Below are 12,508 nucleotides of genomic sequence, written 5' to 3'. Positions count from 1 at the left end.
GAAAACGGAGACGATCATGGCAGATAGCGACTTTCCCGGTTGGCACGGTACGACGATCATTGGCGTCAAGAAGGGCGGTCAGATCGTCATAGCTGGTGACGGGCAGGTCAGCCTGGGCCAGACCGTGATCAAAGGCACGGCCCGTAAGGTACGCCGCCTGTCACCCGGCGGGTTCGAAGTTGTGGCAGGATTCGCTGGATCGACCGCGGATGCCTTCACGTTGCTGGAACGTCTGGAATCCAAGCTTGAGGCCACGCCCGGCCAACTGGCCCGCGCCTCGGTCGAGCTGGCCAAGGATTGGCGCACTGATAAATACCTCCAAAAGCTCGAGGCGATGCTGATCGTAACCGACGGCAAGGACCTTCTGGTGATCACTGGGGCAGGGGATGTACTGGAGCCTGAACACAATGTTGCTGCCATCGGATCCGGGGGCAACTTCGCCCTGGCAGCTGCCCGCGCGATGATGGACAGCGACAAGTCGGCGGAAGAGGTCGCACGTCAATCTATGGCCATTGCCGCCGATATCTGTGTCTACACCAACGGCAAGCTGACGGTTGAGACAATCTCAGGCTAGCAGCGCCGAGATTTCCTTACCTTTCCAGCGGCGGTGCATGCCGATCAAGCCAATAATCGCCGCGACAATCACGATGTAATAGGGCACGCGGATATCGATGCTCATCAGTCCGCCACCGATCAGGGACATGATTCCACCCGCAAGGCAGAACACGGCGGTGGTCACGCCCATGACCCAGCCCTGATCCGCTTCGCTGACGCTGGAAGAAAACAGGCCCAGCATCGTTGGATAAGCGACCCCGAACAGGAAATAGAAGAAAAAGACCGGCACATAGCTGAACACACCGCTCGGGCTGAAGGCGAAAGCAAATCCGCAAATCACCATCACCACAAGCGATGTGTAGATAATCGCGTGTTTGCTGAACCTCTCCTGCGCGGGTTTCACCAGGAAGGTACTGGAGAAGGCCAGCGCCACGCCAATCACCACCATCGCCATGCTGCCACCGATGACTCCGTATCCGAATGCACTGGTCAGGAAGTTGTCGACAAACACGTAGAAGGTGACGTTCGCAATCATGAAAAACGAATAGACCGGCAGGATCTTCAGCACCATTGGATGCCCCCGCACCGCAATCAGGCTGTCTGTGACGTCACGGGGACGGAACACGAAAGGTTCACGATCAGTCCGGGTGTCCTGGAAGAAGAACAGCACAAGAAAGATCGCGATCAGTACAAGGACAAACGCGCCATAAAACGGGGTTCTCAATGTCGCAAAACTGCCCAGCAGGGCGGCGTCTGACAAGACCGCTCCGATGATTGGCCCGCCCACAAGTCCAAAACTGACACCTGTCACGATATAGCCCATGTTCCTGTCCCGATCCGCCGCATCGGTACTGCCGTCAATCATCGCCGCCTGGGCAATGGGCTGATTGCCCGCAGTGAATCCGGTGATCGAACGTCCGACGATCAGCAAAAGAAGGCTGTTGAGGTAAAGCGCGGCAATGGTCAGGGCATATCCGGCCAATGCGCCACCAAGGCACACAAGCAAAGCGTTCTTACGCCCGATCGAGTCCGATACTTTCGAGACATAGACAACGCCCAGAAACCACGACAGGAAAAAGCACCCGATCACGAGGCCATAGAAGAAATGCCTGCGCCCCATGGCCGTGTTTTCAGGCAGGAACCCGGATTTCGTTTCCATGATCAGAGAATTGATGATGGGAAAGACCAGCCCCTGCCCGATCAAATCCACAAAAACCACAAACAGCAATGTTATCTTGGCAATCTTCGACATAAAAAACCCCCGGAAAATGCCTTTCCGGGAGTGTAACAGAGCAACTTAATTCCACCTAATGGCGTGTCTAAGGCCCGAAATCTCTGAATTCTGTAACCAGATTACTTAAGCGAAGCAACGCCCAGCGGAACACCTGCAACTTCACACCAGATGTAAACTTCGTTGTATTTCGATGTGTCCAGAGTAGGCGGCACAGCATAGGATTGCTTGCCGGTCAGATTCAGCAGTGCGCCCAGCTTGGTGTCGGGATCGTACGTGCCGTCTTTTCCGAATGCAACGCGCGGGTCCGGTCCGCCATCCAGTGAAAAGTCGTCTCCCAGTTCAACGATATAGCGGTCCCCATTTTTAACCAGCTTTACCGACCCGGTGGTAACGTGGTTCGACCGGCCCTCAAAGTGACCTTTGTGCCCCCCGGCCAAAGCAGTATTTGCACTGACCAGAGCCAGCGAAGCGCCTGCAGCGGCGGCATTCAGAAAGAGCGAACGGCGAGTCATCATGTTGTATTGTCTCCTTTGACGGCACGGGCAGACAAGCCCGTTGATTTTGCTTTATTGCGGCGGAATCGATCACGAAGCGATTCACTTCTTCACGATTTTCCGTGTACAGGCCGTGTGTTGACGTGAGATTTTCGTGATAAGCTTGTGTTTTCACGCCTTATGATTAGGTTCCGGTTCGAAACAACCGGATAGATCACATATGACCGACCTGACCCCGCGCGAGATTGTCTCGGAACTGGACCGCTTCATCATTGGCCAGAAGGATGCCAAACGCGCGGTGGCCGTTGCCTTGCGCAACCGCTGGCGCCGCAAGCAATTGTCGGATGACATTCGGGAAGAGGTCTATCCTAAAAATATCCTGATGATCGGCCCCACCGGTGTCGGCAAAACCGAGATCAGCCGCCGTCTGGCCAAACTGGCCCGTGCGCCGTTTATCAAGGTCGAAGCCACAAAATTCACCGAAGTCGGCTATGTCGGCCGCGACGTGGAACAGATTGTGCGCGATCTGGCGGATGCGGCGATCCTGCAAACCCGCGAGTACATGCGTGAAGACGTTAAGGCCAAGGCCCATCAGGCTGCCGAAGATCGCGTGATCGAAGCCATCGCAGGCGCGGATGCGCGCGAAGGCACGCGCGAGATGTTCCGCAAGAAACTGAAAGCCGGGGAGCTTGACGACACGGTGATCGAGCTGGAACTGTCCGACACCTCAAGCCCGATGCCGATGTTTGACATTCCGGGGCAGCCGGGCGGTCAGATGGGTATGATGAATCTGGGCGACATTTTCGGCAAGGCGTTTGGCGGGCGAACCGTCAAGAAGCGCCTGACCATCGCCGAAAGCTATGACGCGCTGATCGGGGAAGAGGCCGACAAGCTGCTGGATGATGAAACAGTCACCCGCATCGCGCTGGAATCGGTCGAACAGAACGGCATCGTGTTTCTGGATGAGATCGACAAGGTCTGCGCCCGTTCCGATGCGCGCGGTGGCGATGTCAGCCGCGAAGGGGTTCAGCGCGACCTGCTGCCATTGATCGAGGGTACGACCGTCTCGACCAAGCACGGCCCAGTGAAAACCGACCACATCCTGTTCATCGCCTCGGGTGCGTTCCACATTGCCAAACCCTCTGATCTGTTACCGGAATTGCAGGGACGTCTGCCGATCCGCGTGGAACTTCGCGCCCTGACAGAACAGGATTTCGTGCGTATCCTGACCGAGACAGACAACGCTCTGACCCGTCAATATACAGCCTTGATGGGCACCGAGGAGGTACACGTCAGCTTTACCGAAGACGGCATTGCCGCGCTGGCGCGGATTGCAGCTGACGTGAACCAGAGTATCGAAAACATCGGTGCGCGGCGGCTCTACACGGTCATGGAACGGGTATTCGAGGAATTGTCCTTTGCGGCACCAGACAGGGCCGGTACGGACATCACTGTGGATGCGCAATTCGTCAGCGACAATCTTGGGGAGTTGACCAAGTCCTCGGACCTTAGCCGTTACGTTTTGTAACACGGCCAGCCGTTTTTTTCGCTGTTTCCGACGTACCATGCTGGACGTTGGTCAAGAATGCGGTAGCGTGTGCACAATTCACCCCGAGGGCTGACCCGTGCTGCGCTATTTCATCATTCTGCTCGCATCCCTTTCGCTCAGCGCTTGCGTTGACCGGACGGTGTCCGAAGTCGTGCCCACTGCCTTAAATGTGGGCACTCCTGAAATCATATTCGCAAGTACGACCCGAGCGCGCGAGGCCGACGGATCCTATGGCTTCCGACGCGGTGAAACGCTCAAGTTTCTGGAAACCACGGTTTCGGTCCCGCCGACACATACTCCGGGTACGCTCCGGTTCTCTTACGCGAACCCAAATCCACAGAAAGAATTCGTCCTGGCGGATGTGACCGAGTTGGACGGGCCCGGAGGGCTACGTGAACATTTGCGAGGCCAGGATGACGTCACGATATTTGTGCACGGCTACAATTCGACCCAGACCGAAACGATCTTTCGCGCCGCACAGCTGACGCATGATATCGGACTTCCAGGCTCGACGCTGGTGTATTCTTGGCCAAGCCGTGCAACGGGTTATGGATATGCCTATGATCTGGACAGCATGCTGTTTGCCCGCGACGGGCTGGAGCAGACCATCCGCGAACTGAAATCCATGGGTGTCAAACGCGTGATTCTGGTCGCCCATTCCATGGGTGGCGCTTTGACAATGGAAATGATCCGGCAAACCGAGCTGCAGGAACCCGGCTGGGCCAACAGAAATATCGAAGGGGTCGTGCTGATCTCACCCGATCTGGATCTCGACCTGTTCCGCTCGCAGATGAAGCGGATCGATAACCCGCCGGATCCATTCCTTGTAATGGTGTCCCAAAAGGATAAGATTCTGAACTTCTCGGCCCGCCTGCGCGGCACGCATGAGGGTAAAAGGCTGGGAAATATCAGCTCGATTGACTCGCTTGAGGAATTCCCGATCAGCGTCATCGATACGACTGCATTCAACAGCGACGCGGGATCCTCGCATTTCGTTGCCGCGACCTCCCCGGCATTGCTGTCGATCCTCAACTCGTTGCGACGCGTGAACAGTACTTTCGGGCGTGAAGACCGGCCCGCAATCGATATCCTGGTACCACCAAGCGAGCGCAATCCAGATGGCGCCACTGAAATTGTTCTGACAGAAACAGGACAGGCTCAGGTCAGCTCTCCTTGACGCGGTTCAACCTGCGCCGATACCTTGTTGACAATGCAACCTGGCTTGGCACCGGTGTTCTGCTGACTTTTCTGTCCAGCTTCGGGCAGACCTTTTTCATCTCGATCTTCGCCGGCGAAATTCGCGCGGAATACGGCCTTAGCCATGGTGCTTGGGGCGGGCTATACACATTGGGCACAACCCTGTCCGCCATTGTGATGATCTGGGCCGGAGGATTAACAGACATCTTCCGTGTCCGGGTGTTGGGCCCTGTGGTGCTGGCGGGGTTGGCTTTGGCTGGCCTTGCCATGGCGTTGAACACCTGGCTGCCGCTCCTGCCGGTGGTGATCTTTTTGTTGCGTTTGTTCGGTCAGGGGATGAGTACGCATCTGGCCGTGGTCGCGATGGCACGATGGTTCACGGTTACACGGGGCAAAGCATTATCCATAGCGTCAACGGGCTATGCGATCGGCGAAGCAATGCTGCCTCTGATCTTTGTGGCTGCCATGGCTTTTCTGGATTGGCGTTGGCTGTGGATCATCGCTGCGGGTATCACCGTCCTGGGTATTCCCGTGCTGACGCGGTTACTGCGCGAGGAACGAACACCGCAAAGCCTATCCAGTGAATTTTCTGCCACAGGTATGCAGGGTCGTCACTGGAGCCGCCGGGACGCCCTGTTCCATCCCCTGTTCTGGTTCATGGTGCCGTCGATACTTGCGCCATCGGCATTTATCACCGCATTTTTCTTTCATCAGGTCTATCTGGCTGACGCGAAAGGTTGGCAGCATATCCAGTTGGTCGCCCTGTTTCCGGTCTATACCGGTGTATCGCTGTTGTCGTTGTTTGCGGCGGGCTGGGCATTGGATAAATGGGGTACCGCGCGCATCATGCCATTTTACCAACTTCCGATAGCGGTCGGATTTGTCATACTGGGCATGACCGACTCAATCAGTGGCGCGACGATCGGATTGGTGTTTCTGGGTTTGACGGTTGGGGCGAACAGCACTTTGCCCAGCGCATTCTGGGCCGAATTTTATGGCACCCGGCATATCGGGGCCATCAAGGCAATGGCCGCAGCGATCCTGGTCCTGGGCTCGGCCATCGGGCCGGGTTTGACCGGTATTCTTATCGACACCGGCATATCGCTGAACACGCAATTCATCTGGATCGGCGTGTTTTTCATACTGGTATGCGTTCTGGTTTGGGTTGGCATTTCTCACGCCCGCCGTGATCTTTAGCGCACGCGCCTGAGATACACATAGTAAGCCCCATCACCGCCATGGCTGATATGAGCAGGCGTGACCTGCATCACTGCCTGTACCAATGGGGGTATGGATAGCCAATGAGGCACCTGGTTGCGCAGGACACCGCGTGGTGTCGGGATCGGGCCGGGTTCATCCCTGTCCTTACCTTTCCCGGTTACGACCAGAACAAGGCGCTTACCCTGTGCCTGCGCACTCAGGACAAATCGGATCAACGCGGGGTGGGCCGTATCAACCCGCATACCGTGCAGGTCCAGCTTGCCTTCGGGTTTCAGATTGCCCCGCTTCATCCGACCAAAGGCCTTGGTATCCATCTGAACCGGAGCTTTGCGCAGTGCATCTGTCACCGACGGTTTCAGATCGTTTGGTTTCGGTTTTGCTTGATGTTTCTGCCCAAGTTCAATCGCGTCGAACCGGGGTTTCGGCGTTCTCTTGGGTTTGGGTTTCGGCAAGGAGGTTGGATGGACCGTCTGCGGCATTTCCGGGTGCAGCCGCTCAGCCTGCTTGGTAACCTTGCGCCACAGCTCGATCTCTTCGTTGGTCAGCTTTCGCCTGGTCATCAGAACTCATCCGGCAAAAGGGCATAGGCACGCTGGATGGGCAGCAACACCACCATCCGGCCCGGATCTTTCAATTTGCCCGCGTCTTGCCCGGCTTTGTCACCGGTCCCGAAAAAGATATCAGCTCTTTGCGCGCCTTTGATGGCCGCGCCTGTATCCTGCGCGATCATCAGGCGGCGCATTGGTTTCTTGCCGTCCTTTTCCACCCAGACCGGCGCACCCAGCGGGGTATAGACCGGATCGGCCGCGATGCTGCGCATCGTCGTAACGGATCGGTTCATGGCACCCAAAGGCCCAAGCTCGGGCGCAACACGCGAGACTTCGCGAAAGAAAACATAGGACTGGTTGTGGAACAACAATTCTGCACCTGCTTCGGGGTTCTTGCGCACCCAGGCGCGGATCATCTGGGCGCTGACCTCATGCGAACCCAGAATACCGCGCCGCACAAGCTCGACACCGATGGACCTGTAGGGATGTCCATTCGCGCCTCCGTATCCCACGCGCAGGGCACCGCCATCCGGCAGTCGAACACGGCCAGACCCCTGGATCTGCAGGAAAAACAACTCAACGGGATCATCGACCCAGGCGATCTCAAGCCCGCGACCCTGCATCACGTCACTGGTCAGGATTTCACGGCGGCTCAGCCATGGCCCCTCAGTGCGGGCCTCGGGGGGCATCTTGTAGATTGGGTATTTGAAACGGCCCGTCCGGGTACGTGCGCCGTCAAGCTCGGGCTCGAAATACCCGGTGAACAGGGCGTCTTCGCCATCCTCAACAAGAACCGGGCGAAAGAAGAGCTCAAAGAACGCCCGTGCCGCGCCCGCGTCATAGATTTTGGCGACGCCGCACAGGGCGCGCCAATCCGGATCCTTCAGATCACCACATGTGTTTAGGAAAACCGAAAGGGCTGCACCATGATCATCATCGGCCCAGCCCTGCAGATCATCGAACGACAGAATGGATCGCGTTGCCTCAGCTCCGGCGGCGCTGGCAGTGGTCATTGCACCCACCAGAAATAGCGACCGGAGCGTTGCAATCATGCGTCCGTGGCGACAAGCAGCCAGTTCGGATCGTCCTTGCCCATCACGCGGGCAAAGGTCCAGCTGTCCTTTTGGCGTTTAACGGTATTGGGATTGCCTTCGATGATATCCCCACCGCGATCCCGCACGACCGAAGTCAGCTCACCCACGAATTTCATGGTGATCTCGGCCTGATTGGAATCCTTGTCGAATTTCACATCCGCCAGGGTGGTTTCCCTGACCCCGATAAATTCCGCTTCGATGGACAGGCCTTGATCTTCACGGTCGGACACGACGGACACGAAGGTATCGAATACTTCTTCCGACAAGAATGGCTGGATTTCATCCAGGTTGCCCTTTTCGAACCCCATCACGATCATCTCATAGGCACCGCGTGCACCCTGAACAAACTCGGTGACCGAAAAGCCCGGCTCGACCCGCTTCATTGCGGTCAATGTTTGTGCCTGTTCGCTATCTTCCGCAACATGGTCGGTAATGTCATGATCCGGGCCGCCTTCGATCACCTCGAAATCGCGGCGCGATTTATGCGCTTCGGGTTGTTGCTGCACGGGCGGTTTTTCAAAACCTTCACGTGAGCCCAATACGCTTTTGAGGCGCAAGATCAGGAAAATGGCAATTCCGGCCAGGACCAGCAACTGGATCATGGGTTCGTTCATTTCATCCTCTTTTCAGAACCGCGACTTTGTATACGCGGCCTCATGCCACTATGTAGGTGACCGTGGGTAGCAAGTCCACAGCACGGCCTAACGGAAAGGTTAACGCAAATGTATCTGTTCTTGGCATTTTTGTTGGTGCCTATCATCGAGATCGCGCTGTTTATTCAGGTTGGCGGGTTGATTGGCTTGTGGCCGACCCTTGCCATCGTAGTACTGACAGCGGTTTTGGGCACAGTTTTGGTGAGGACACAAGGTCGCATGGCACTGGGAAACCTGCAGCGTTCTTTTGCCGAGCTTGATGATCCGTCCGAACCACTGGCACATGGTGCGATGATCCTTTTGTCGGGTGCTTTGTTGCTGACACCGGGGTTTTTCACTGATGCCGTTGGATTTGCATTGTTGATACCGGGCGTCAGGGTTGCCGTTTTCCGCTATTTGAAATCGAAGGTCACCGTCGCTCAATTCCAGATGGGCCCCGGTCCTGGCTATCAGTCGCAGGGAAACCCATTCGACAAGAGTGACGTCATCGATGGGGAATTCACCGAGATCCAACCTAAAAAAGACCCATCCAAGCCCTCGAAATGGGTGGAAGGCCCGCACCAGCATTGAGGTAGCGCGCCCAACTTGATAAGCAGTGGCGAATTTCAATTTTGGAGTAGATCCATGGCCGAAGAAAACGCTGCAGGAAACTCTGCCGCCCAAGCCGCCCCGCAGGTTCAGATGCGTGTTCTGGGGCAGTTCATCCGCGATATGTCCTTTGAGAACGTGATGGCACAAAAAGGTGTATCGGGCGATGTACAGCCCGAAATCGCCGTTCAGGTGAACCTGGATGCCAAAAAACGCCCCGCTGACCATCAGTTCGAAGTGTCCGTCAAACTGAACCTGACCTCCAAAGCCAAAGGCCTGGACGATGTTCTGTTCCTGTGCGAGCTGGACTATTGCGGGTTGTTCCACGTCGAAGGGGTACAGGAAGATCAGCTGCACCCGTTCCTGATGATCGAATGCCCCCGTATGCTGTTCCCGTTTTTGCGCCGCATCGTCAGCGACATCACCCGTGACGGCGGCTTCCCGCCGGTGAACCTGGACAATATTGATTTCGTTGCCCTGTATCGCAACGAATTGATGCGTCGTCAGGCCGAGCAAGCCCAGAAAGCTGACGCCTGAGGTTTGGCCCGTGCCTGACCGGATCAGGCACGGGTCCACAGGGCTCTTTCGCCCAGTTTTTCCACAAAAACTTTATGAGCGGCTCGTTCATCTTCGGTGATACGGGATGGCAGTGCTGTGGCGCGCGGGGTTGGACGCCAATCGTCGACACCACCCGCCGCGGATGTTGCTGATGTCGACAGGCCGAAATCAGGCTGCCGCCCTCCGATCAGCTCCAGATACACTTCCGCCAGAATTTCGGAGTCAAGCAGAGCGCCGTGCAAAACACGGTTTGAATTGTCGATATTGAACCGACGACAAAGCGCATCCAAAGATGCCGGAGAACCGGGAAACCGTTTGCGCGCAATCGCCAGCGTATCCAGCGCCTGTTCCATCGGGATGAGCGGGGCGCCCATCCATTTCAGTTCGGCATTCAGGAATTTCATGTCGAATGACGCGTTGTGGATCACCAGCCGTGCATCACCAACGAATTCGCGAAACCCGTGACCGACCTTAGCAAAGACCGGTTTGTCTTTCAGCGTCACTTCACCTTTTTCAGGCGGGCGCGAGTTTTCCAGCAGGTCCGGGCCAATACCATGCACGCCAAACGCCTCTTCCGGCATCGAACGTTCAGGGTTGATATAGACGTGATACGTCTCACCTGTGGCGACGTGGTTCCACAATTCAACAGCACCGATTTCCACGATCCGGTCGCCGCTTTCGGGATCGAACCCGGTGGTTTCTGTATCGAGTACAATCTCACGCATGCGCCATCCCCGCCCGTATCTGCCTGACCACATCCTGCACCTGCGCACGAGCATGGTCCAGAGTGTCGGTCACGATCACATAATCCGACCGCGCACATTTTTCATCATTCGGCATCTGCCGGGCGCGTATCTGCTCGAACTGCGCCTCTGTCATCGTTCCCCGTTCCATGACGCGCCGTTTTTGCTCGCTGACCGGAATTGAAACACACGCCACCGCGTCCATCATTTTGGCGCCGCCCGTTTCAAACAAAAGCGGGATGTCGAACACTAGGATGTCGGTTGTCGCGCTTTCCCGAAACTCGGCACGATCAGCGGCGACCAGAGGGTGCACAATGGCTTCGATGGTCTTCAGCGCAGAAGAGTCGGCGGCAATTATCTGCTTCAATGCATCCCGGCTGACCGCACCGTCCAGAATGGCAGACGGAAACTCTTGCTCCAGAGGATCAACCGCAGCGCCGCCCTTGGAATACAACCGATGCACCGCCGCATCCGCATCCCATAAGGCACAGCCTTCTTCGACAAACATCTGCGCGGTAGTCGTTTTCCCCATACCGATGGAACCGGTCAGGCCAAGCATAAAACTCACGCCAATGCCGCCGCACGTGTGCCTGCGTCCACTTCTGGTCGGACACCGAACCAGCGTTCAAACCCGGGAACGGCCTGATGCAGCAGCATACCCAAACCATCGACGATGGTGCACCCGGCCTCTTCCGCGGTTTGCAGCAGTCGGGTTTTCAGTGGCGCATAGACCAGATCAGTCACAACGGCGCCGGGCTGCAACCCGTCCAGCGGAACTCGCAACTCTGGCTGACCCTGCATCCCAAGCGAGGTCGTATTCACCACCAGTTCGGCATTCTCTATGACGTTTCCGGCCTGAACCCAGTCAACCACGCGGATGCGCTGGCCAAATTCTTCTTTCAGATGATCGGCTCGGGCGTGGGTTCGGTTCGTGAGCAGGATTTCCGGCACGCCCGCATCAGATAATGCCTGCAGAACGGCGCGCGCGGCCCCTCCGGCCCCGAACACAACGGCCGGGCCATCTTTCGCATTCCAGTCCGGTGCTCCGCTGCGCAAGTTTTCCATGAACCCGTACCCATCGGTGTTATCTGCATGGATCGAGCCGTCTTTGCGAAACACAAGTGTATTCGCCGCGCCAATCACCGTCGCGCGATCTGACACGTGATCCGCGATCTTCAACGCAGCCTCTTTGTGGGGAACGGTCACATTGGCCCCGACAAAACCAGCTTTGGGCAGGGTTCGCAGCACGGTTTCCAGATCCGAAGGGGCCACATCCATGGGAATGTAATGACCCGCAAGGCCATAGGTCTTCAGCCAATGACCATGCAGCTTGGGCGAACGTGAATGTCCAATGGGATGACCAATCACGCCTGCCAAAGGCACCTGGTAGTCCGTCATTGATCGATCACCCCTTTTACAGCCAGAAAGTTGAGAAGCTCCAACAGTGGCATACCCAAAACGTTAAAATAGTCGCCGTCAATGGTAGCGAACAGGCGCACACCTTCTTCTTCCAGCTTGTAGGCCCCGACGGCATGTCGGATACTATCCCAGTTCCTTGCAATATAATCTTTCAGATATGCGTCGGAACTGGCCCGCATCCGCAAGCGTACCTGTCCCACATGCCGCCAGATTGGCTCACCATCCTGATAGATCACCGCCGCGGATAAAAGCATATGACGCTTGCCACGCATGGCTTTCAGCTGAGCCAATGCCAGTTCCGGGGTTTCAGGCTTCGACAGCAACTGGCCCTCAAAGTCCAGAACCTGATCACATCCCAGAACCATCGCGCCGGGGTTCTTGTCGCTGACCTTGCGGGCTTTCATTTCAGCCAGCGTATCGGCAATATCGCGTGGCGAAGCGCCTTCGGCCAGCAAAGCGCGCTTGGCCGTCTCTTCATCCACGCGCGCTGTTTGAACAGAGAATTGTACACCTGCGTTTTCAAGCAGCTGCGCGCGTATGGAGGACCCTGAAGCCAGAAGAATGGGGACAGACATGTGGAAAACCCCGTGTGCAAATCGATAAGAGTTCTGGGGTGCTTTGTATGGTTTTCCGGTTGACACGCAACCCTGGGAAT

15 protein-coding genes are annotated in these 12,508 nt (G+C 56.6%); 6 read left to right on the top strand and 9 right to left on the bottom strand.

All coding sequences use genetic code 11. The features are described from left to right. The first annotated feature begins 16 nt into the window (after nucleotides 1–16). Nucleotides 17–574, top strand: coding sequence for an ATP-dependent protease subunit HslV (gene hslV / locus Q0816_RS13650; RefSeq protein WP_298851414.1), 558 nt, complete (start codon nucleotides 17–19; stop codon nucleotides 572–574). On the opposite strand, the gene Q0816_RS13645 is transcribed toward hslV, so the two are convergent. Further along, the gene (locus Q0816_RS13645) at nucleotides 566–1,807 is read right to left on the bottom strand and encodes an MFS transporter (protein ID WP_298851412.1); all 1,242 of its coding nucleotides are present in this window, start codon (nucleotides 1,805–1,807) and stop codon (nucleotides 566–568) included. The two genes, hslV and Q0816_RS13645, sit on opposite strands and share 9 nt — an antisense overlap. Before the next feature lie 101 nt (nucleotides 1,808–1,908). Beyond that, nucleotides 1,909–2,304, bottom strand: coding sequence for a DM13 domain-containing protein (locus Q0816_RS13640; RefSeq protein WP_298851410.1), 396 nt, complete (start codon nucleotides 2,302–2,304; stop codon nucleotides 1,909–1,911). A 199-nt stretch (nucleotides 2,305–2,503) separates the two neighbouring features. On the opposite strand from Q0816_RS13640, the gene hslU reads away from it, so the two are divergent. The 3 genes from hslU (at nucleotide 2,504) to Q0816_RS13625 (ending at nucleotide 6,226) form a co-directional block, all read left to right on the top strand. Further along, a complete protein-coding gene (gene hslU, locus Q0816_RS13635) occupies nucleotides 2,504–3,811 on the top strand; it encodes an ATP-dependent protease ATPase subunit HslU (RefSeq protein ID WP_298851407.1) in 1,308 nt (435 codons plus the stop codon). Nucleotides 3,812–3,908: 97 nt separating this feature from the next. Then, nucleotides 3,909–5,009, top strand: a complete 1,101-nt coding sequence (locus tag Q0816_RS13630) for an alpha/beta fold hydrolase (RefSeq protein ID WP_298851405.1) — start codon at nucleotides 3,909–3,911, stop codon at nucleotides 5,007–5,009. Then, nucleotides 5,006–6,226 carry an MFS transporter gene (locus tag Q0816_RS13625; RefSeq protein WP_298851402.1) on the top strand — a complete coding sequence of 407 codons (1,221 nt, stop codon included), beginning with the start codon at nucleotides 5,006–5,008 and terminating at the stop codon, nucleotides 6,224–6,226. The genes Q0816_RS13630 and Q0816_RS13625 overlap by 4 nt, the downstream gene beginning before the upstream one ends. Here the strand turns inward: Q0816_RS13625 and Q0816_RS13620 are convergent. The 3 genes from Q0816_RS13620 to Q0816_RS13610 are packed head-to-tail and all read right to left on the bottom strand — an operon-like array spanning nucleotide 6,223 to nucleotide 8,506. Then, entirely contained in the window at nucleotides 6,223–6,810 is a 588-nt protein-coding gene (locus tag Q0816_RS13620; protein WP_298851400.1) for a Smr/MutS family protein, read from the bottom strand. The genes Q0816_RS13625 and Q0816_RS13620 overlap by 4 nt on opposite strands. Then, nucleotides 6,810–7,811: a murein transglycosylase A gene (locus Q0816_RS13615; protein WP_298851398.1), complete on the bottom strand. Its 1,002-nt coding sequence runs from the start codon at nucleotides 7,809–7,811 to the stop codon at nucleotides 6,810–6,812. Before Q0816_RS13615 ends, Q0816_RS13620 begins: the two co-directional genes overlap by 1 nt. Before the next feature lie 35 nt (nucleotides 7,812–7,846). Beyond that, the gene (locus Q0816_RS13610) at nucleotides 7,847–8,506 is read right to left on the bottom strand and encodes a Tim44/TimA family putative adaptor protein (RefSeq protein ID WP_298851396.1); all 660 of its coding nucleotides are present in this window, start codon (nucleotides 8,504–8,506) and stop codon (nucleotides 7,847–7,849) included. A gap of 108 nt (nucleotides 8,507–8,614) precedes the next feature. On the opposite strand from Q0816_RS13610, the gene Q0816_RS13605 reads away from it, so the two are divergent. Then, nucleotides 8,615–9,115: an FxsA family protein gene (locus tag Q0816_RS13605; RefSeq protein ID WP_298851394.1), complete on the top strand. Its 501-nt coding sequence runs from the start codon at nucleotides 8,615–8,617 to the stop codon at nucleotides 9,113–9,115. Nucleotides 9,116–9,169: 54 nt separating this feature from the next. Beyond that, on the top strand, nucleotides 9,170–9,670 hold the full coding sequence (secB, locus tag Q0816_RS13600; RefSeq protein WP_298851391.1) for a protein-export chaperone SecB: 501 nt from the start codon (nucleotides 9,170–9,172) through the stop codon (nucleotides 9,668–9,670). Between the two features lie 23 nt (nucleotides 9,671–9,693). Here the strand turns inward: secB and dnaQ are convergent, their stop codons facing one another. Genes dnaQ through Q0816_RS13580 form a run of 4 tightly spaced genes read right to left on the bottom strand, consistent with a single transcriptional unit; the run spans nucleotide 9,694 to nucleotide 12,428 of the window. Further along, on the bottom strand, nucleotides 9,694–10,416 hold the full coding sequence (dnaQ, locus tag Q0816_RS13595; protein ID WP_298851388.1) for a DNA polymerase III subunit epsilon: 723 nt from the start codon (nucleotides 10,414–10,416) through the stop codon (nucleotides 9,694–9,696). Beyond that, complete coding sequence (gene coaE / locus Q0816_RS13590) at nucleotides 10,409–11,002, bottom strand: dephospho-CoA kinase (RefSeq protein ID WP_298851386.1); 594 nt, start codon at nucleotides 11,000–11,002, stop codon at nucleotides 10,409–10,411. The genes dnaQ and coaE overlap by 8 nt, the downstream gene beginning before the upstream one ends. After that, entirely contained in the window at nucleotides 10,999–11,832 is an 834-nt protein-coding gene (locus Q0816_RS13585) for a shikimate dehydrogenase (protein ID WP_298851384.1), read from the bottom strand. The genes coaE and Q0816_RS13585 overlap by 4 nt, the downstream gene beginning before the upstream one ends. Continuing rightward, nucleotides 11,829–12,428: a Maf family nucleotide pyrophosphatase gene (locus tag Q0816_RS13580; RefSeq protein ID WP_298851382.1), complete on the bottom strand. Its 600-nt coding sequence runs from the start codon at nucleotides 12,426–12,428 to the stop codon at nucleotides 11,829–11,831. Before Q0816_RS13580 ends, Q0816_RS13585 begins: the two co-directional genes overlap by 4 nt. Between the last annotated feature and the right edge of the window lie 80 nt (nucleotides 12,429–12,508).

It is taken from the genome of uncultured Ruegeria sp. (assembly GCF_947497005.1).
Classification (GTDB): domain Bacteria; phylum Pseudomonadota; class Alphaproteobacteria; order Rhodobacterales; family Rhodobacteraceae; genus Ruegeria.
This window is presented reverse-complemented; position numbering and strand designations above follow the sequence as displayed.